The organism is Roseovarius aestuariivivens, from assembly GCF_004761875.1.
Taxonomy (GTDB): Bacteria; Pseudomonadota; Alphaproteobacteria; order Rhodobacterales; family Rhodobacteraceae; genus Roseovarius; species Roseovarius aestuariivivens.
The window spans coordinates 141,301-159,290 of sequence record NZ_SJEY01000006.1 but is presented as its reverse complement, the minus strand read 5'-3'; the positions used below and the strand labels follow the sequence as shown (position 1 = coordinate 159,290).

The 17,990-nt window shown below is 61.2% G+C and carries 20 protein-coding genes; 10 read left to right on the top strand and 10 right to left on the bottom strand.

The features are described from left to right. Window positions 1–76: 76 nt before the first annotated feature. The 4 genes from trkA to hflX all read left to right on the top strand — a co-directional run bounded on the left by trkA (window position 77) and on the right by hflX (window position 4,653). Entirely contained in the window at window positions 77–1,453 is a 1,377-nt protein-coding gene (trkA, locus tag EZV60_RS11440; protein ID WP_135505561.1) for a Trk system potassium transporter TrkA, read from the top strand. A gap of 16 nt (window positions 1,454–1,469) precedes the next feature. Next, window positions 1,470–3,005 (top strand): TrkH family potassium uptake protein, encoded by a 1,536-nt coding sequence (locus tag EZV60_RS11435; protein WP_135505559.1) that lies wholly within the window; start codon window positions 1,470–1,472, stop codon window positions 3,003–3,005. A gap of 134 nt (window positions 3,006–3,139) precedes the next feature. Beyond that, window positions 3,140–3,379, top strand: coding sequence for an RNA chaperone Hfq (gene hfq / locus EZV60_RS11430; protein ID WP_085805294.1), 240 nt, complete (start codon window positions 3,140–3,142; stop codon window positions 3,377–3,379). Beyond that, window positions 3,376–4,653 (top strand): GTPase HflX, encoded by a 1,278-nt coding sequence (gene hflX, locus EZV60_RS11425; RefSeq protein ID WP_135505556.1) that lies wholly within the window; start codon window positions 3,376–3,378, stop codon window positions 4,651–4,653. Before hfq ends, hflX begins: the two co-directional genes overlap by 4 nt. On the opposite strand, the gene EZV60_RS11420 is transcribed toward hflX, so the two are convergent. The 4 genes from EZV60_RS11420 to EZV60_RS11405 all read right to left on the bottom strand — a co-directional run bounded on the left by EZV60_RS11420 (window position 4,650) and on the right by EZV60_RS11405 (window position 7,410). Then, on the bottom strand, window positions 4,650–4,868 hold the full coding sequence (locus EZV60_RS11420) for a tautomerase family protein (RefSeq protein ID WP_135505554.1): 219 nt from the start codon (window positions 4,866–4,868) through the stop codon (window positions 4,650–4,652). The two genes, hflX and EZV60_RS11420, sit on opposite strands and share 4 nt — an antisense overlap. A 4-nt stretch (window positions 4,869–4,872) precedes the next feature. Beyond that, window positions 4,873–5,355 (bottom strand): arsenate reductase ArsC, encoded by a 483-nt coding sequence (locus EZV60_RS11415; RefSeq protein ID WP_135505552.1) that lies wholly within the window; start codon window positions 5,353–5,355, stop codon window positions 4,873–4,875. 68 nt (window positions 5,356–5,423) lie between these two features. Further along, window positions 5,424–5,537 carry an entericidin EcnA/B family protein gene (locus tag EZV60_RS11410; RefSeq protein WP_135505550.1) on the bottom strand — a complete coding sequence of 38 codons (114 nt, stop codon included), beginning with the start codon at window positions 5,535–5,537 and terminating at the stop codon, window positions 5,424–5,426. Between the two features lie 46 nt (window positions 5,538–5,583). After that, window positions 5,584–7,410 (bottom strand): extracellular solute-binding protein, encoded by a 1,827-nt coding sequence (locus tag EZV60_RS11405; RefSeq protein WP_135505547.1) that lies wholly within the window; start codon window positions 7,408–7,410, stop codon window positions 5,584–5,586. 360 nt (window positions 7,411–7,770) lie between these two features. Between EZV60_RS11405 and EZV60_RS11400 the strand changes: the two genes are divergently transcribed. Then, window positions 7,771–8,544, top strand: coding sequence for a 3-hydroxybutyrate dehydrogenase (locus EZV60_RS11400; protein ID WP_135505545.1), 774 nt, complete (start codon window positions 7,771–7,773; stop codon window positions 8,542–8,544). Between the two features lie 134 nt (window positions 8,545–8,678). Then, complete coding sequence (locus tag EZV60_RS11395) at window positions 8,679–9,701, top strand: patatin-like phospholipase family protein (RefSeq protein WP_135505543.1); 1,023 nt, start codon at window positions 8,679–8,681, stop codon at window positions 9,699–9,701. Window positions 9,702–9,713: 12 nt separating this feature from the next. On the opposite strand, the gene EZV60_RS11390 is transcribed toward EZV60_RS11395, so the two are convergent. The 3 genes from EZV60_RS11390 to EZV60_RS11380 form a co-directional block, all read right to left on the bottom strand. After that, entirely contained in the window at window positions 9,714–10,436 is a 723-nt protein-coding gene (locus EZV60_RS11390; RefSeq protein WP_135505541.1) for a DUF502 domain-containing protein, read from the bottom strand. 81 nt (window positions 10,437–10,517) lie between these two features. Continuing rightward, on the bottom strand, window positions 10,518–11,438 hold the full coding sequence (locus tag EZV60_RS11385) for a pseudouridine-5'-phosphate glycosidase (RefSeq protein WP_135505540.1): 921 nt from the start codon (window positions 11,436–11,438) through the stop codon (window positions 10,518–10,520). A gap of 8 nt (window positions 11,439–11,446) precedes the next feature. After that, complete coding sequence (locus tag EZV60_RS11380) at window positions 11,447–11,785, bottom strand: cupin domain-containing protein (RefSeq protein ID WP_135505538.1); 339 nt, start codon at window positions 11,783–11,785, stop codon at window positions 11,447–11,449. A gap of 158 nt (window positions 11,786–11,943) precedes the next feature. On the opposite strand from EZV60_RS11380, the gene EZV60_RS11375 reads away from it, so the two are divergent. The 4 genes from EZV60_RS11375 (at window position 11,944) to tsf (ending at window position 14,845) form a co-directional block, all read left to right on the top strand. Continuing rightward, window positions 11,944–12,537: a hypothetical protein gene (locus EZV60_RS11375; RefSeq protein WP_135505536.1), complete on the top strand. Its 594-nt coding sequence runs from the start codon at window positions 11,944–11,946 to the stop codon at window positions 12,535–12,537. A 13-nt stretch (window positions 12,538–12,550) separates the two neighbouring features. Next, on the top strand, window positions 12,551–12,895 hold the full coding sequence (locus tag EZV60_RS11370) for a hypothetical protein (protein WP_135505534.1): 345 nt from the start codon (window positions 12,551–12,553) through the stop codon (window positions 12,893–12,895). A 206-nt stretch (window positions 12,896–13,101) separates the two neighbouring features. Further along, a complete protein-coding gene (gene rpsB, locus EZV60_RS11365; protein WP_135505532.1) occupies window positions 13,102–13,884 on the top strand; it encodes a 30S ribosomal protein S2 in 783 nt (260 codons plus the stop codon). 85 nt (window positions 13,885–13,969) lie between these two features. Beyond that, the gene (gene tsf, locus EZV60_RS11360) at window positions 13,970–14,845 is read left to right on the top strand and encodes a translation elongation factor Ts (protein WP_135505530.1); all 876 of its coding nucleotides are present in this window, start codon (window positions 13,970–13,972) and stop codon (window positions 14,843–14,845) included. Window positions 14,846–15,219: 374 nt separating this feature from the next. Here the strand turns inward: tsf and EZV60_RS11355 are convergent, their stop codons facing one another. The 3 genes from EZV60_RS11355 to EZV60_RS11345 form a co-directional block, all read right to left on the bottom strand. Then, the gene (locus EZV60_RS11355; protein ID WP_135505528.1) at window positions 15,220–15,975 is read right to left on the bottom strand and encodes a helix-turn-helix transcriptional regulator; all 756 of its coding nucleotides are present in this window, start codon (window positions 15,973–15,975) and stop codon (window positions 15,220–15,222) included. Beyond that, window positions 15,972–16,415: a type II 3-dehydroquinate dehydratase gene (gene aroQ / locus EZV60_RS11350; RefSeq protein ID WP_135505526.1), complete on the bottom strand. Its 444-nt coding sequence runs from the start codon at window positions 16,413–16,415 to the stop codon at window positions 15,972–15,974. Before aroQ ends, EZV60_RS11355 begins: the two co-directional genes overlap by 4 nt. Before the next feature lie 281 nt (window positions 16,416–16,696). Then, window positions 16,697–17,920, bottom strand: a complete 1,224-nt coding sequence (locus tag EZV60_RS11345; protein WP_135505524.1) for an acyl-CoA dehydrogenase — start codon at window positions 17,918–17,920, stop codon at window positions 16,697–16,699. Between the last annotated feature and the right edge of the window lie 70 nt (window positions 17,921–17,990).

Genomic DNA, 17,990 nt, shown 5'->3' with positions numbered 1-17,990 from the left:
GGCGGGACAAAGGAATTGACCGGCGCGCGGGCTTCTGTCATGCCACGCTTTCGGGACGCATAAAGAGGCTGAACCCATGAAGGTGATCATCTGCGGGGCCGGTCAGGTGGGCTGGCAGATCGCGCGGCATCTTTCCGGAGAGCGCAACGACGTCACCGTGGTGGACAATAATCCGGATCTTGTGCGGCGCGCGACCGAGACGCTCGACGTGCAGGGGATCACCGGATTTGCCAGCTATCCCGACGTTCTGGACAATGCCGGCGCGCGCGACGCCGACATGATCATTGCCGCCACATACTCGGATGAGGTCAACATGGTGACCTGCCAGGTGGCGCATTCGGTTTTCGCCATAAGCCGCAAGATCGCGCGGCTGCGCTCGCAAAGCTATCTCGATGCGATCTATTCGGATCTTTACCGGCGTGACCATATGCCGATCGACGTGGTGATCAGCCCCGAACGCGAGGTCGCCGAGGCCGCGCTGCAACGGCTGGCGGCACCGGCGGCATTCGATACGGAAACCTTCATGGACGGCAAAGCGCAGCTTCTTGGTCTGCGGGTCGAGGAGGATTGCCCGATCGTCAACACGCCCTTGCGGCAATTGACCGATCTCTTTTCCACCCTGCGCGCTGTGGTCGTCGGCGTGCGGCGCGATGGGCGGCTTTTCGCGCCGGAGTCGGGTGACCAGCTTTTCGCGGGCGACGAGGCTTATGTCTTCGCGCCGACCGAGGACATCCCGCGCACGGTCGAGGTTTTCGGCAAGGAGCAGCGCAAGCAGGAGCGGCTTGTGATCATCGGCGGGGGAAATATTGGCCTCGCGGTGGCGCGCGCGCTGGAAGAGCGCGGCAAGCGCACCCGCACCAAGGTCATCGAGCGTGAGCGGCGTTGCGCGGAGCGCGCCGCCGACGTGCTGGAACGCACGATCGTGCTTAACGGCGACGGGCTGGACAGCCGGCTTCTGGACGAGGCGGGGATCAGCCGCGCCGATGCGGTGCTGGCGGTGACCGATGACGACAAGACCAACATGCTGGCGGCGGTTCGGGCCAAGGCAGCGGGCTGTCCCTATGCCATTGCTCTGATCAACGATCCCACGCTTTTGCCGCTGATGGATCCGCTTGGAATCGACGCGTATATCAACCCGCGGGCCACCACCGTCAGTTCGATTCTGCGCCATATCCGCAGCGGACGCGTGCGGTCGGTCTATTCGCTGGGCGATGCGGAAGCGGAGGTGATCGAGGCCGAGGTGATGTCGACCTCGTCCATCGCGGGCACAGCCATCCGCGACATCGACTTTCCCGAAGGCGTGCTTGTGGGCGGCGTGCTCAAGGACGGTGTGATCAAGAAGCCCAGCGGCAGTCTGCGGATCGAGGCCGGCGACGTGGTGGTTCTGTTCTCGCTAGCCGATGACGTATCGGCGGTCGAGCAGTTGCTGCAGGTCTCGATCGATTTCTTCTGATGCGCGAGGGCGGAGCATGACCGCGCGGCTTCAAGAGCTGCCTTTGATCCTGCTGTTGACGGGTCTTGCTGCGCTGGCGATGCTCGTGCCCGCACTGCATGCGCTTTACCAGCAGGATCACAGCGTTGCGCAAGCCTTTTTTTACGCAGCTCTTCTCGGCCTTGCGGGGGTGGCCATCGTCGGGCTTGCCATGACCGGACGCCCGCCCAGAGACCGGACCGATCTGGAAAACCTCGCCTCGCTCTTTCTCGCCTACACGGCGCTGCCGCTGTACCTCGCGCTGCCCTTCTACGAGGGTTTGGAGACGACGCGGTATCTCAATGCCTATGTCGAGATGGTCTCGAGCCTGACGACGACCGGTGCCACGCTTTTCGAGGACGCGCGCCGGCTCGTCGACAGCCTGCATCTTTGGCGCGGGCTTGTCGGGTGGCTGGGCGGTCTTTTGATCTGGGTGATGGCCTCGGCGGTGCTTGCGCCGCTCAATCTGGGGGGCTTCGAGGTGACGGTGTCGGCCGAACCGGGGCAGGGCGCGCCGGATGCGCGGTTCGACCGGTTCGAGAGAGCCAGTTCGGGACGTCGGTTGGCACAGGCCACGTGGGAGCTGGCCCCGATCTATGCCGGGTTGAGCGGCATGCTCTGGGTGATGCTTCTGATCGGAGGAGATCGGCCATTGGTGGCCGCGATCCATGCGATGTCGACGATGGCCACGAGCGGCATTTCGCCGGTGGGTGGCGTCGAGAACGCCGGATCGGGCTTTGGCGGCGAGGCGGTGATCTTTCTTTTCATGCTGTTCGCGCTGTCGCGCCTGACATTTTCCACCGACACGGTGTCGAGCCGTCAGACAGGGCTTTTGCAGGATCCGGAATTCCGTATCGGTATCGCCCTCGTAATCGGCGTACCCCTATTGCTCTTCTCCCGTCACTGGCTGGCCACGTTCGAGGATGGCGGGGCAGGAGAGGTGGAAAACCTGCAGCTCGCGCTGGGGGCGCTTTGGGGCTCTGTTTTCACGGTTTTGTCTTTCCTGTCCACGAGCGGATTCGAAAGTGCAGCGTGGGAGGATGCGCGGGTCTGGTCAGGGCTTGAGACACCCGGCCTGTTGCTGTTGGGCCTTGCGATGCTGGGCGGCGGAGTGGCCACGACGGCGGGCGGGGTAAAGCTTTTGCGGGTTTACGCGCTTTATCTCAACGGCCAGCGCGAAATGGAGCGCCTGGTGCACCCTTCGTCGGTGGGCCGCGCCGGCGCGACAAGCCGACGGATCCGGCGGCAAGGCGCATTCATCGCCTGGATCTTTTTCATGCTGTTCGCGCTGTCGCTGGCCCTGATCACGGTGGTCATGGCCGCCTTTGGCGCGGAATTCCAGGACGCGCTTGTGCTGACTATCGCGGCGCTGTCTACCGCCGGGCCGCTGACGCAGATCGCCGCCGACGCGCCCATCGCGCTTCTGGAGCTGAGTGCCGGCGCAAAGCTTGTGTTCGCGGGCGCCATGGTGGTCGGCAGGTTGGAGACGCTGGCAATCATCGCCCTCTTGAACCCCGGGCTCTGGCGCAGCTGACAAAGCCGCATATCGGGCGCCCTCAAGGATTTGATTTTTGGGCTGGAAACTCCGATGCGCGCGCTTCATACTCCGCCCGAGGGAGAGGTGGCGCCGGTTCGCGGCGCGCGTAAGAACAAAGGCTTTGATTGACTATGGCGACAGACAGACAGAATCTGCAGGACGCATTTCTTAACCAGGTTCGTAAGACCAAAATTCCCGTTACCGTCTTTTTGATCAATGGTGTGAAACTTCAGGGCGTGATCACCTGGTTCGACAATTTCTGCATTCTGTTGCGCCGGGACGGGCAGTCGCAGCTTGTCTACAAGCACGCGGTGTCGACCATCATGCCGTCACAGCCTGTCAATCTGTATGACGGTGACGACGCGTCTTGACGCAGACCAAGGCTGACGACACCCGCGCCTGGGTTCTGCATCCCGACATCCCCAGCAAGGATCAGCTGCGCGCACCGGAGCATGCGCTGGAAGAGGCCGTGGCGCTGGCCCATGCGCTGCCCGGGCTCGATGTGGTCGGCGGCACGGTGGTTCGGCTGGCAAAGCCGCATCCGGGGATGCTGTTCGGGAAAGGTAAGGTCGAAGAGCTGCGCGCGCTGGTCGAGGCACAGGAGCTGGAGCTTTTGTTGATCGACGGGCCTGTCACGCCGGTGCAGCAGCGCAATCTTGAAAAGGCGCTGAAGGTCAAGCTGCTGGACCGTACCGGGCTGATCCTCGAGATTTTCTCGGATCGTGCGGCCACGCGGGAAGGTGTATTGCAGGTGGAAATGGCGGCGCTCAGCTATCAACGGACACGGCTGGTGCGGGCCTGGACCCACCTTGAACGCCAGCGTGGCGGTCTGGGGTTCGTTGGTGGCCCGGGCGAGACGCAAATCGAAGCGGACCGGCGTGCCATCGACGAACAGCTTGTGCGGCTGCGCCGGCAGCTTGAAAAGGTTGCCAAGACGCGCGGCCTGCATCGCGAGGCGCGCGCCAAGGTGCCATTTCCGATCGTGGCGCTTGTCGGTTACACAAATGCGGGCAAATCCACGCTGTTCAATCGGTTGACCGGGGCCGAGGTCATGGCCAAGGACATGTTGTTCGCCACGCTTGATCCCACGATGCGCAAGATCCCGCTGCCGGGCGGTGGGCCGGAGGTGATCCTGTCTGACACGGTGGGATTCATCAGTGACCTGCCGACCGAGTTGGTCGCGGCATTCCGGGCGACGCTGGAAGAGGTTCTGGCGGCTGATCTGATTTGCCACGTGCGAGATATCTCTCATCCCGAGACAGAAGAGCAGGCGCAGGATGTGCGCGCCATCCTCGAGAGTCTCGGCGTCACAGAGACGGTGCCGCAGATCGAGGTCTGGAACAAGATTGATCGCCTGCCGCCGGACTCGCGGTTGGAGGCGGAGAATCGCGCTGCGCGCAGGGACGATGTGCAACTTCTTTCGGCGATGACCGGCGAGGGCATGCAGGCGCTGAGCGACGCCATCGTTGCCCGACTGGCTGGCACGACGCATGTCGAGCGGATCACGCTTGGCTTTGACGAGGGCCGCAAGCGCGCGTGGCTTTTCGAGAAGGGGCTTGTCGAGAATGAGGCGCAGGACGAGGACGGTCATCATCTGACCGTTCGGTGGAACGCGACGCAAAAGGCGCAGTTCGACGGGCTTTAGCCCTTGGCTTTCTCCTGAAGCGCGCGCTCGGTGGTCCAGACGCTGTCGGCGCCGCCCCAATGGCCGCTTTTGATCTCGTGCACGCGGACAGAAGTCAGCTCTTGCATGCGCTGACCGGCGACTTTGCCGAAGGCTTTCGCGGTCTCCTGAATGAGCTGCGCCTTTTCCTCGTCGGAAAACACGCCTTCCATGACCTGGATGTCGATCAGTGGCATAGGCTCAGGTGACCTGTCCGGCGACCCTGTCCAGCGTCGCCTTCAATTCGCCCTGTTCCATGTTGTCGAAGGGCAGGTCCAGAAGCGCCTCGACCCGGCGGTTGAGCAGGTCGTAGGCGGCGCGCACGGCTTTTTCTTGTTCGGCTTCGGAGGCCTTGGATGGGTCAGGTACCGGCCAGTGAGCCACCACCGGATTACCCGGCCATTCTGGCTGCGCGGCTTCGGCTGCGGCGTCGCAGACGGTGATGACGATATCCATCATCGGGGCTTCGTCCCCGGCGAAGATGTCCCAGCTCTGCGGCTCAAGCGGCAGAATGTCGTATTCCTTTTCCTCAAGGATCTTGAGCGCGTGAGGATTGACCTTTTCGACGGGGGACTGACCCGCGGAAAAGGCGCGGATGCCCTGCATCATGCCCTCTTCGTTGAGGATCGTTTCAAGAAGGATCGAGCGGGCCGAATTACCGGTACCGAGACAAAGAATATTCATGCCTCAAGGCGTAGCCGAGGCGTGCAAATCTTTCAAGACCGTTGCGGGCCGTAGCCCGGTGTGCCGGATCAGAACCAGCTTTGGATGCCGCGCGATGCGCCGGAGATATCCTGACCGATGCCATCCACGGTGGCGCAGCCCGCAAGGGCCGCGATCAGCGCGACAAGGGCAATCTTCTTCATTTGAACCTGCCTTCGATCTTTTGGTTTCCGCACTTTTGGCGGTGTTTTACTCTGCCTCTGACCACCAGACCTCGGGGAGAAACCAAATTCCGTCCCCGTAGATCGGAAGCCGGTCAGAAGGATAGGCCAGCTCGGACAGATGGGCAATGCGGCCGATGGCGTATTGATGAATCGGGATGACATAGCGACCTGAAATCAACACCCGGTCCAGTGCGCGCACCGCGGCGGTGAAATCCTCGCGGCTTTCCGCGGAGAGCATTTCCGCAATCATCGCCTCTGCCGCCTCAGACCGCATGCCCATCAGGTTGCGGCTTCCGGGTTGGTCGGCGAAGGCCGCGCCCCAGTAGTAGGACTGTTCATTGCCGGGGCTGAGAGAGAATGCCCGGCGGAAGAAGGTCATGTCGAAATCGAAATTCCGCTCGCGTTCGGCGTATTGCGCGCTGTCGGCGGTTTCCACCGAGAGGGCGATGCCCAGCCTTTCGAGGGCCTGAGCATAAATCTGCATGTAAGCCTGCGCCTGCTGGACCAGACCATCCTGGCGCAGCAGGACGGTCAACTCGAAAGGCTGACCGTCGGCATTTTGGAGCACTCCGTCTACAACTTGCCAGCCGGCTTCGTTGAGAAGGGACATAGCCAGCCGGATATTGCCCCGGTTCCGCTTGGTGCCGTCGCTTCGGGGGAGGGCATAGCCGTCCAGGGCGCCGGGTAAGAGTTCATCAGCGAAAGGTTCCAGAAGGGCACGCACGCGGCCCGTGGCCGGACCATCGCGCATGCCGAGTTCGGAGCCGGAAAAATACGAGGTGATGCGCGGCTGACGACCGCCGGTGAGCGTGTCGTTGATGAACTCGAAATTGAACGCGTGGAGGAGTGCGTCGCGCACGCGCCAGTCATCGAGCGGCGCGCGGCGGGTATTGAACACGAAACCGGTCATGCCCGACGGTTTGGAATGCGGGATCTCCGACAGCGTGATCTCGCCGGCCTGTACGGCTGGGAAATCGTACTGGGTGGCCCATCTCTCGGCGTTGAGTTCGCGCACGTAAGACAGGGCCTTGGCCTTGAACGCCTCTTTCAGGACCGTGTCGTCCCCATAGAACTCAATACGGATCTCGTCGAAATTATGCGTGCCGCGCCGAAAGGGCAGGGCCGCGCCCCAGTATTCAGGATTGCGTTTGAGCGTGACGTGACGCCCAACCTCGTAATCCGACACCACGTAGGGACCGGATCCGATGGGAATGTCCTCGATCGGCGCGTCCGCGAAATTCTTGCCCTCCCACTGGGCCTTTTTCAGGATTGGTCGCATCCCGGCGATCAGGGCCAGTTCGCGGTCGACGGTGTTGAAGGTCAGGCGCACCGAGCGCGGGCCCGTGGCCTCAATCCGGTCGACCTTTTGCCAGAAGCCGCGATATCGCCCGTGGCCTTGTGTGCCGATGGTCTCGTAGGACCAGATCACGTCTTCGAGGGTGACCGGGCTGCCATCGGAGAATCGGGCTTCGGGGCGAAGGGTGAATTCGACCCATTCGCGCTCGGGCCCGGTCTCGACCGATTCGGCCAGAAGGCCGTAAAGCGTGAAGGGTTCGTCATAAGAGCGGCCCATCAACGCCTCGTGAGTGAGGTGGCGCAATTGCCAGGGTACCTCGCCTTTCTGGATGAAGGCGTTGAGGCTGTCGAAGCCGCCAACATTGCCCGTGACCACGCGCCCGCCCTTGGGTGCATTGGGGTTGGCATAGGGCAGTGACACAAAATCAGGTGGCAGGGCGGGGTCGCCATACATAGCTATGGCGTGGCTTGGTTCGGCGCTTGCGCCAGACCCCAGCCAGAGCGTCGCGGATACCGCCGCCGCGCGAAGCACGGAGGAGAAAAAAACTGGTGTCATATGGGCAACAATCCTGCTCGGCCCTTGTTTGTCTGGGGGTGAAGGTAAAGACGGATTCTCGTCTTTTCAAACTTTTAACTTGGAAGGGAGCCGGGAATTGCTTATAAAGAGGTTACTGCTCGATAGGTTTCTTGCCTGTATGAAACCTGCCTCAATAACTTAACGCCGGCCTTGTGCCGGCGTTTTTTTTATCCGGATCGGCCTTCTGTGCAAGGGCATTCACGGCGCGGTGAAACGCGCGCGCCCGGCCCTTCGATCCGCGTCTCGCACGGCTGCGAATCTGACCGTGGCGTGCGAAGAGCATTTATCTTGTTCGCGCCGCATGGCAGCATCGGTCTCATGCAACTTTAGGAGTGTGAGATGTCCGTGAAGGGAAAAACCGCCGTCGTGACCGGATCGACCTCGGGAATCGGGCTGGGAATCGCCCGGTCTCTTGCTGAGGCTGGGGCCAATATCGTGCTGAACGGGCGCAAAGCCACGGACGAGGCGCGCGCCCATCGTGCCGAGATCGCGGAAACCTTCGGGGTTGAGGTCAAGCTGGTGGCGGCCGATCTGTCGGATCCGGACGCCTGTCACGCGCTGATCAAAGAGGCTGGCGCCTGCGATATCCTCGTCAACAACGCCGGCATTCAGCACGTTGCCGCCATTCCGGATTTCCCGCGCGAGAAATGGGACCAGATCCTCGCCGTCAACCTGAGTTCCGCCTTTCATACCACGGCCGCCGCGCTGCCGTTGATGCGGGCGGCGGGCTGGGGCCGGGTCGTCAATATCGCCAGCGCGCACGGTCTGACCGCAAGCCCGTTCAAATCGGCCTATGTCGCCGCAAAACATGGTCTGGTCGGGCTGAGCAAGGTCACCGCGCTCGAGACGGCGGAAGAGCCGATCACCTGCAATGCGGTCTGTCCGGGCTATGTCATGACCCCGCTGGTCGAATCGCAGATCCCCGATACGATGGAAAAATATGGCATGGACCGCGATGAGGTGATCAGCGAGGTCATCCTAGACCGCCAGCCCTCGAAGGAAATGGCAACGGTGGAGCAGCTGGGCGGTACGGTCGTGTTCCTGTGTTCCCCGGCGGCGGATCAGATCACGGGCACGACGATCAGCGTCGACGGCGGATGGACGGCGCTGTGACGGGAAGCGGATCGGATTTGGTGATCCGCCGGCGGTGAGGACAAGACCGGATCGCCGATGACGATCCGACCGGGAGGGAAGGGCGCTGCCCATTGCGTACCCCGGAGTATCTGCGCCAAGAGAAAGAGGTCGGAATGGCTGGCACAAAACGGATAAATCTGGGCCTTCAGGGCGGCGGGGCGCATGGCGCTTTCACCTGGGGGGTTCTGGACCGAATGCTCGACGAGGAGTCGCTGGAGATCGCTGGCATTTCGGGCACGTCGGCCGGCGCGTTGAACGGCGCAGCGTTCAAATCAGGCTGGCTGGCGGGTGGCCGCGAGGGCGCAAGGGAGAACCTCGACTGGCTTTGGGCGCAGATGGGCGCGTTGGGAGATATGCGCATGCCTGTCTGGATGACCGGTGCGCTGCCCGGCGTGGGCGCGGTCAGCGACGCGATTGAACTCTCGCCGCCTTACATGATGGCGGACGCCATGAGCCGGGTGGTTTCGCCCTATGCCTACGGCCCTTTCTACAGCAATCCGCTGAGCCGGATCGTCGAGCAATTCGCCTATGACCGGGTCTGCAATACGGCCGGTCCGAAGTTCTTCGTGGGCGCCACGAATGTGCATGACGGAAAGATCCGGATTTTCGCCGGCGACGAGATCAGTACCGACAGCCTTCTGGCCTCGGCCTGCCTGCCGACCCTCTTTCAAGCCGTCGAGATCGGAGAGGCGCATTATTGGGATGGCGGATATGCCGGTAACCCGGCGCTTTTCCCGCTTTTCGATCGCGATCTGCCGCCGGACATCGTGGTCGTCAACATCAATCCGCTGCACCGTCCCGACGTTCCCACAAGTGCGCAGGATATCCAGAACCGGATCAACGAAATCAGTTTCAACGCGTCGCTCTTGCGAGAGTTGCGCGCGATCCGGTTTGCTCAGGAACTGCTGGAGAGCGGCGCCGTTGCGGAAGATCGTCTCAAGCGGGTTTTCGTGCACATGATCGCCGATGACGCGCTTATGCGCGAATTGTCTGTGGCCACGAAACTGGTGCCGACGCCCTATGTGCTGAGCCAGTTGAAGGCGGCCGGTCGGCAGGCGGCGGATCGGTTTCTGGAGGCGCATTGGGACGACCTGAACAGCTGTGGGACAGTCGATCTCGAACGCACCTATGGGTGATCGGCGCGGCTATCACACCTCTCTTGGGGGCATGCCCGGATAGACCAGACCGGCGGAAATCACGAGCTTGGCGGCCTCTTCGATCGACATGTCGAGTTCGATCACGTCCTCCTTAGGAAAGAAGAGCAGGAAGCCAGAGGTCGGGTTCGGCGTGGTCGGCACGAAGATCGAAAGAAGCTCGTCACTGACCTGCGCTTTTTCAAGCACTTCACCACGGGCGTTGGTGGAGATGAACCCGATCGCCCAGATGCCTTTGCGCGGATACTCGATCAGGCAGGCCTTTTCGAAGCTACGCTCGGATTGCGCGAAGACCGTTTCGGCGATCTGTTTCACGCCGGAATAGATCGACCGGACGACCGGCATACGATCGACCAGGGATTCGGCGAAACGGATCAGGGATTTGCCGATAAGGCCCTTGGCGATCCAGCCCACGAAGAGCGTGAACAACAAAAAGACAATGACGCCGACACCGCGGATGTTGATGTTGATCCAGCCCTCGTCGGCAGGGCTGTCATAGCCGAGAATCCAGCGGTTGATGACCTGTTCGGGCTGATAGGTGTCTGGCACGAAGGGCAGCACGAACCCATCCACCCATCCGATCAGTGACCAGATCAGCCAGACGGTCAGGCCGACGGGCGCGATCACGATGATACCTGTCAGGAAGCTCGTGCGCAGACCCGCGAAACGGCCGGGGCGCTTGGGGTGAGGCGGCTCTTCGTCGAAAGGCGTGTTCATTAGGGTCTGCTTTTGCGGTCTGCAGGGTATCTAAGCGCATTGACGAGCGTCCACAATCCCGAACCGCCCCTGCGCAAGCGCTTAGCGCAAGCCCGCAAGAGAAGTGGCTATTTTCGCGGCAAGCCGGGCGTTGTGCACCACCAGAGCGATATTGGCCGAAAGCGAGCGCCCTTCGGTCAAATCGAAGAGGCGTGACAGAAGAAAGGGCGTCAGCGCCTTGCCGTAAATGCCGGCTGTCTCGGCCTCGGCGGTTGCTTGGGCAATGAGCGGCGCGAGCGTATGGTGCGGGATCTCGTCACCATTAGGGATCGGGTTGGCGACAAGCTGACCGCCCGGCAGGCCAAGCGCGGTCCGCAGGCGGTGCGCGCGCGCAATGTCGGCCGGATCGTCAAGGCGCAGCGGCGCTTTGAGGTCGGACGTGGCAGACCAGAAGGCGGGTAGACTGTCCTGCCCGAAGGCGATGACGGGCACGCCGAGCGTTTCCAGCACTTCGAGCGTCTTTGGTAGATCGAGTATAGCTTTGGGCCCGGCGCATACGACTGTTACGGGCGTTTGTGCCAGCTCATGTAAATCGGCGGAAATGTCAAAGCTGTGCTCGGCCCCGTGATGCACGCCGCCGATGCCGCCGGTGGCGAAGACCTCGATCCCGGCAAGGCGGGCCCCGATCATCGTCGCGGCCACTGTCGTCGACCCGGTGCCACGCTGCGCCAGGCAAACGGCGAGATCGGCGCGGCTGAGCTTGGCGACGTCTTTTCTGCGCGCAAGGGTTTCGAGCAAATCCGGAACAAGCCCCACATGCAAAACGCCGTCCAGCACGGCGATGGTTGCCGGAACCGCGCCGCCCTCGCGTACTGTCGCCTCTACCGTTCGGGTGGTGTCAAGATTCTGTGGAAACGGCATGCCGTGGGTGAGGATCGTACTTTCCAGTGCGACCAGCGGCGCGCCGGCGTCCCGTGCGGCATCAACTTCGGGCGAAAGCCTCAGGGGCAGGGCAGGGGTCATGGGCCGCCTCAATCGCGTTTGACCGCATAGCGGTCCGGCTCGGCGAATACGTCGAGGATTTGCGTGCCTGCCGGGATTTCCGCGCCGTGCACCGTGCCTGCGGGAATGAAATAATCCTCGCCAGGGCCGTAGGTCTTCGTTGTCCCGTCCATGGTCAGGTGCAGCTTGCCACGAATGACGGTGCCCCACTGATCGCCATGCTGGTGCGGGGAAAGCGTTGTGTTCTGGTGGATATCGAAGAAAACGGCCAGACCCTCGGGCGAGGCGATCGCGCGGGTGGTGACGACATCCGGGGCGAAGGGCACGTCAATCTCTGGCAATTCGCTGAAGAACGGGGGGAAAGGCATCTGTGCGCTCCGTCTGGATGGTGGGGAGTTCACCTGCAGCCTAGGCGCGGTCCGGGAGCGTGGCAACGGGTGCGCGATCTCCGCACGGGCTTTACGGCTGGAACGGCCTTGCGTAAGCCGGACCAGAATACAAAAGATAGCCGAGCCTTTGTGATGCCATGTTGACCCGTCGTGCCCTTGTCGTGCTGCTTGTGGTGGGTCTTGCCGCAATCGCGGCCAACATGCCGCGCGCGTGGATCTTTGGCCAATCCATAGAAGAAAGGACGTCTGAGGTCCTGTCAGACTTTATCAATCTCGGGTCGGACCCTCCGGAAAGTCCGATCAAGGCCGACTGGCTGGTGCGCAATGAGCGGCTCAGGCTTTTGCGTCAAGAACGACTGGAACATATCCCTCCGGCGCTGCTCTCCGTACATGCAGACGCCGAAGGTATGACACCCGAAGCCTTTCGCGGACGACTGATTGATCCGCAACGCGACGATCCGTTCGAGACCACGACCGCGCCGCTTCAGTTGCCGAAGGGCGCGCCGCATGGTCAGGTGGCGGGGTTCTTCTGGGCGCATGTGAAATCAGGAACGGAAACATCGAATGGCGATGACGCCGCGTGCGAAAACTGGCTTGTCGTCTGGGACATGGAGCACTGGTTTTACGCGCCGGTCGGAACGTCTGCGTTCAACGGTTTGCTGGCGACAGCCTTGCCAGAGCTTGCCGACGTGCCGCTTGCTTTGAAAGAAGGATGTGAATCCGATGCGTAGGGTCATCCTTTCGATGCTGTTTTGCCTGTGCGGTCCAGTGCCGGCGGTCGCGCAGGATTGCGATGATATTGCGCACTTCGTCCGCGACCCTGCGCAGTTTGATCTCGCGGCGTGCGAAGACGATGTGTGCATGTGGCGATTCGGATATCGGGACCAGGCCGCGCACGACCGGTTCGAACGTCTTGGGGCGCTGTTGGAGCTCTGCCTCGGGCGTGAGCTTGCTCTCGATGACAGTGTTAACCATCCCGACAGCTACCAACTGCGCCGTTTCCAAATCGACGATGCCACGGTATTCCTGTCGATCAAGGACAAGGCAAGCTTGCGCCAAACACTGGTTTTTCTGCGTAAAGGTTCCTGACCCGAATATCCGCTTGGGCACCGTGACCTGGTTCGGCAAACGTGCCGGAGAAAGACTCTTGCCTGTACCGAGTGGGGCGGGTATACGCGCGCCATTCAATCCCGCAGGTACGGGCGGGCTGATCGGGGGAGACATCCCCGGCGGTCCACCGGTTGAAGCGACGCTTCTCACCCCGTGCCGAGGCTAAACCGGAAAGGAAACGACTTATGGCTCTTCCCGAGTTCTCTTTGCGTCAGCTGCTTGAAGCCGGCGTTCACTTTGGCCACCAGACGCAACGCTGGAACCCCCGCATGGGCGAGTTCATCTATGGCGCGCGCAATGGCATTCACATTCTCGACCTGACCCAGACCGTGCCGATGCTCGACGCCGCGCTCAACGCCGTGCGCGAGGTGGTTGCCAAAGGTGGCCGCGTGCTCTTCGTCGGCACCAAGCGTCAGGCCAGCGCGCCCATTGCCGAGGCCGCCGAGAAATGTGCGCAGTACTACATGAACCATCGTTGGCTGGGCGGTACGCTGACAAACTGGCAAACGGTGAGCCAGTCGATCAAGCGTCTCAACGAGATCGACGAGATCATGGAGGCCGGCGCCGGTGGCCTGACCAAGAAAGAGCGCCTTGGGCTTGAGCGTGATCAGGCCAAGCTGCAGGCTTCACTGGGCGGTATCCGCCAGATGGGCGGAGTGCCGGACATGCTTTTCGTGATCGACGTCAAGAAAGAGGCGCTGGCCGTTGCCGAGGCCAACAAGCTGGGCATCCCGGTCGTCGCGGTGGTTGACACCAACTGCTCGCCCGACGGGATCGACTACATCATTCCGGGTAATGACGACGCGGCCCGCGCCATCGCGCTTTACTGCGATCTGGTAAGCCGTTCGGCGCTCGACGGTATGTCGGCACAGATGGACGCCGCAGGTGTCGATGTGGGTGAAATGGTTGACGCCCCGGTCGAAGAGGCCGCGGCAGAGGCCCCCGCGGAGGCCCCGGCCGAAAGCTGATCCGCGCTGCGGACGTGTCATGAAACTGAGCCGGGCGCGGCCTATGCCGCGCCTGAACCGGACCAAAGATATCAGGAGAGCCAAGATGGCGATCACCGCTGCACAAGTGAAAGAACTGCGCGACAAGACCGGCGCAGGGATGATGGACGCCAAGAAGGCGCTGACGGAAACCGAAGGCGACATGGAGGCGGCCGTTGACTGGCTGCGCACCAAGGGTCTGGCCAAAGCCGCCAAGAAGTCGGGCCGCACCGCGGCCGAGGGCCTTGTTGCCGTCAGCGTGACCGGGGGCACTGGCGTTGCGGTCGAGGTCAATTCCGAAACCGATTTCGTTGCCAAGAACGCTGATTTCCAGAAGATGGTGGCGGGCATCGCCGCTGCCGCAATCGGCGCGGCCAATATCGACGCGCTGAAAGACGCCGATCTTGGCGGCAAGAGCGTGGCCGACACCATCACCGACAAGATCGCCACGATCGGCGAGAACATGGGCCTGCGCCGCATGGAAAAGATCGAGGGCGACACGGTGGTCAGCTACATCCACAATGCAGCCGGCGACGGCATGGGCAAGATCGGTGTGCTGGTCGCGATGACCGGCGGCGACGAGGCGTTTGGCCGTCAGGTGGCCATGCACATCGCTGCTACGAACCCTGCCGCGCTCAACGAGGCGTCGCTGGATCCCTCCGTGATCGAAAAAGAGCGTCAGGTGCAAATCGACATCGCCCGTGAGAGTGGTAAGCCCGAGCAGGTGATCGAGAAGATGATCGAGGGGCGCATGAAAAAGTTCATGTCGGAGATCACGCTTGTGAACCAGGCGTTCGTGATCAACCCCGATCAGACCGTCGGGGCCGCCGCTGCCGAGAAGGGCGCCGAGATCACCGGGTTCATCCGCATGGAAGTGGGTGAGGGGATTGAAAAGAAAGAAGAGAACTTCGCCGAGGAAGTCGCCAAGGCCGCACAAGGCTGACGCAATCAGACGCCCGATTCCGGGCCCGTCAAAAGAAACGCCCTGGCCGTTGGCTGGGGCGTTTTTCTCTTGGCAAAAAGGAAAAACGGTGCCGCCCGGGCGGACGACACCGTCATTTCCTGGGATCGCCCGACATGGGGATGAGACGGCGATCAGGAAGCGTTGACCGATAGCCCGAAGAATAGGACCATCGGCCAACATCCGGTAGGACCGGCAGACCGGGTCACCCTATAATCGCAGGGATTTCCGACCTGGATTGTTCCAAGGCTCTAAAAGCCACCACTCACGGAACACGAGCATATTGCGACTTTACGTCGCGTAATGGAAGTATGGGATTCCTTACCAAATGGTAAATCCCGGAAATCCCTGTGAAATCAGGTATCCAGAACGAACATTTGATTTTGGAACGCGGCCTTGAGAACCGCCTGGGCGGTGGTTTCGACGCTCAGGGCCTCGCGGGCCAGTCGCAAATGCTTTTCCACGGTTGCAGGCGTCAGTTCGAGCAGCATGGCGATGTCCTGAATCGTCTTGCCATCGCCGACCCAACCCAAGACTTCTTTCTGGCGTTTGGTCAAAGTCCGGCCCGGCGCCGTATAGGGCAGGGACAGAATCCGCAAATGCGTGAGGTTGTTGAGCAGGACGATATCCTCGCCGTGTTCGGCCCAGATTGCGTCGACGGCATCCTGGGTCATGTCCGCCTTGGCAGTCAGGGCGATGGCGCCCTTGGTGCGCGGCGAAACCGACTTGAAGCTGATCGAGTAGCCGGCGCGCACGTCTTTGCTGAGGTTGAACTCGATCACTTTGCGTTCTTCGGGGGTCAGCGTTTCGGTCTCGATCATTCTTGCCAGAACCGACCAGGAACAGGCCCCTTCGTTTTCCAGTGCCCAGCGGACCATTGGCGCATGGAAATAAAGACCTTCGCCGATGAACACGTCGAGATACTCGCGCGCGTGATTGCTCAGCAGAACAAAGTCATCCGGATCGCCCAGTGATGTCGCCGTGCGATAGCGCGTATAGCCGTAAATCAGCCGATCGAATCCGTATTGCGCCATGCGGGATGTGTGCATCTCCCACAGTTCTTCGATGCTCGGCGCATTCAGTAGCGCGTTGAGATGCGCGGCCGGGATCATGCGGCGTGACCGAGATGCGTGGCGAGCGCTTCCAGCGCGAGGGGATATCCTGCCGGGCCGAAGCCGCAGATCTGACCGACGGCTACCTTGGCGATGTAGGACTGCTGACGGAAAGGCTCCCGGGCGTGAATGTTGCTCAGATGCAGTTCGATCGTGGGGATTTCCGTGCTGCTGATCGCATCCATGAGCGCAATAGATGTATGAGTATAGGCACCGGCATTCAGGATCAGGCCATCATGCGTGCCGCGCGCGGCGTGAATGTGATCAACCAGTGCACCTTCGGAATTGGATTGCTCGAAGGCGAGGGCGAGCGACAGCTCTTTGGCCTTGGCTGCACACATCGCTTCGATATCTGCAAGTGTCGCATGTCCGTAAACCTCTGGCTGGCGCGTACCCAGCAGGTTCAGGTTGGGACCACTGAGGATCAGGATGGAAGTCATTGACGCGGCGTCCTTTTGCGATGTTGTAAACCGGAGAGGGACGCATTGTCGACAAGGAGTTCAATTCCAAATTGACTTCGGAGAGCCTGACACGGGTGTGAAAGATCAGTTCGGCGGATGAAGTGTTGCCGGTATGGTATTTTAAAATCGGGGAAAAACGGATTGGAGTCGCCGATCTCGCTAACGCGCGGTATTAACATAATACTGATTATGCGCGTTCTTGAGGTAATCGAAGCTGCACCGAAACTGGTTCTTCCAGGACCGGTGCAGCTTGCCCTGTTTCAGAAAAACGCCTGAAGTCCGGTCTGTGCCCGCCCGAGGATCAGCGCGTGCACGTCATGCGTACCCTCATAGGTGTTCACGGTTTCCAGGTTCATCATGTGGCGTATCACCTGAAATTCCTGGCTGATGCCATTGCCGCCATGCATGTCGCGGGCCAGACGCGCAATGTCGAGCGCCTTGCCGCAATTGTTGCGCTTGATCAGTGAAATCATCTCGGGTGCGGCTTGCGCGCTGTCCATGAGGCGCCCAACCCGAAGCGCCGCCTGCAGCCCGAGCGCGATCTCGGTCTGCATATCCGCCAGCTTCTTCTGAAAAAGCTGCGTCTGTGCCAAAGGTCGGTTGAATTGTTTGCGGTCAAGTCCGTATTGCCGCGCGCCATGCCAGCAGAACTCGGCCGCGCCCATCACGCCCCACGCAATGCCGTAACGCGCACGGTTCAGGCACCCAAACGGCCCTTTGAGGCCTTGAACGTTGGGCAAGAGCGCGTCTTCGCCAACCTCGACGCCGTCGATGACGATCTCACCGGTGATCGAGGCGCGCAGCGACTGCTTGCCTTCAATCTTGGGCGCTGTAAGACCCTTCATGCCCTTTTCAAGGATGAAGCCACGAATTTTCCCATCGTGAGCTTCGGATTTCGCCCAAACGACGAACACATCGGCGATTGGTGCGTTCGAAATCCACATCTTGGACCCGCTGATCTTGTAGCCGTCTGCCGTTTTGACCGCGCGCGTTTTCATCGCTGCTGGATCGGAACCGGCATCCGCCTCGGTCAGTCCAAAGCAACCGATGAGGTCGCCTTTGGCCAGGCCCGGCAGGTATTTCTGACGCTGCACCTCGCTGCCGTAGGCGTAGATCGGATACATCACGAGGCTCGACTGCACGCTCATCATCGAACGGTAACCGGAATCGACCCGCTCGATTTCCCGAGCGACGAGGCCATACGTCACGTATCCCGCGCCAAGACCTCCGTATTCTTCGGGAATCGTAGTGCCAAGAAGGCCCATCTCGCCCATTTCACGGAAAATCGCACTGTCGGTTTTTTCCGCGGCATAAGCCTCTGTGACACGAGGCTGTAGGTGTTCCTGTGCAAAGCTGCGCGCGCTATCGGCGATAAGACGTTCGTCTTCCTCAAGTTGTGCGTCAATGAGAAAGGGATCCGACCATTCGAAGCTGGAAAGGTCGGGTTTGTCTTTGTCACGCAGACTTGGGCTATCGAGGCTCATAGCGCTCTCCTTATGCGTAGAATTCTGATTTGGTTATAGCATACGTGAATAAAACCTCATAAAACAGCGC

Excerpts from the sequence above, each read along its gene's own strand:
- rpsB (WP_135505532.1), top strand. The coding sequence starts at position 13,102 with ATGGCTCTTCCCGAGTTCTCTTTGCGTCAGCTGCTTGAAGCCGGCGTT.
- EZV60_RS11385 (WP_135505540.1), bottom strand. The coding sequence starts at position 11,438 with ATGACCCCTGCCCTGCCCCTGAGGCTTTCGCCCGAAGTTGATGCCGCA.
- EZV60_RS11375 (WP_135505536.1), top strand. The coding sequence starts at position 11,944 with ATGTTGACCCGTCGTGCCCTTGTCGTGCTGCTTGTGGTGGGTCTTGCC.
- tsf (WP_135505530.1), top strand. The coding sequence starts at position 13,970 with ATGGCGATCACCGCTGCACAAGTGAAAGAACTGCGCGACAAGACCGGC.
- EZV60_RS11345 (WP_135505524.1), bottom strand. The coding sequence starts at position 17,920 with ATGAGCCTCGATAGCCCAAGTCTGCGTGACAAAGACAAACCCGACCTT.
- EZV60_RS11410 (WP_135505550.1), bottom strand. The coding sequence starts at position 5,537 with ATGAAGAAGATTGCCCTTGTCGCGCTGATCGCGGCCCTTGCGGGCTGC.
- EZV60_RS11355 (WP_135505528.1), bottom strand. The coding sequence starts at position 15,975 with ATGATCCCGGCCGCGCATCTCAACGCGCTACTGAATGCGCCGAGCATC.
- EZV60_RS11370 (WP_135505534.1), top strand. The coding sequence starts at position 12,551 with ATGCTGTTTTGCCTGTGCGGTCCAGTGCCGGCGGTCGCGCAGGATTGC.
- aroQ (WP_135505526.1), bottom strand. The coding sequence starts at position 16,415 with ATGACTTCCATCCTGATCCTCAGTGGTCCCAACCTGAACCTGCTGGGT.
- EZV60_RS11435 (WP_135505559.1), top strand. The coding sequence starts at position 1,470 with ATGACCGCGCGGCTTCAAGAGCTGCCTTTGATCCTGCTGTTGACGGGT.
- EZV60_RS11395 (WP_135505543.1), top strand. The coding sequence starts at position 8,679 with ATGGCTGGCACAAAACGGATAAATCTGGGCCTTCAGGGCGGCGGGGCG.
- hfq (WP_085805294.1), top strand. The coding sequence starts at position 3,140 with ATGGCGACAGACAGACAGAATCTGCAGGACGCATTTCTTAACCAGGTT.
- EZV60_RS11415 (WP_135505552.1), bottom strand. The coding sequence starts at position 5,355 with ATGAATATTCTTTGTCTCGGTACCGGTAATTCGGCCCGCTCGATCCTT.
- EZV60_RS11420 (WP_135505554.1), bottom strand. The coding sequence starts at position 4,868 with ATGCCACTGATCGACATCCAGGTCATGGAAGGCGTGTTTTCCGACGAG.
- EZV60_RS11380 (WP_135505538.1), bottom strand. The coding sequence starts at position 11,785 with ATGCCTTTCCCCCCGTTCTTCAGCGAATTGCCAGAGATTGACGTGCCC.
- EZV60_RS11405 (WP_135505547.1), bottom strand. The coding sequence starts at position 7,410 with ATGACACCAGTTTTTTTCTCCTCCGTGCTTCGCGCGGCGGCGGTATCC.
- EZV60_RS11390 (WP_135505541.1), bottom strand. The coding sequence starts at position 10,436 with ATGAACACGCCTTTCGACGAAGAGCCGCCTCACCCCAAGCGCCCCGGC.
- EZV60_RS11400 (WP_135505545.1), top strand. The coding sequence starts at position 7,771 with ATGTCCGTGAAGGGAAAAACCGCCGTCGTGACCGGATCGACCTCGGGA.
- trkA (WP_135505561.1), top strand. The coding sequence starts at position 77 with ATGAAGGTGATCATCTGCGGGGCCGGTCAGGTGGGCTGGCAGATCGCG.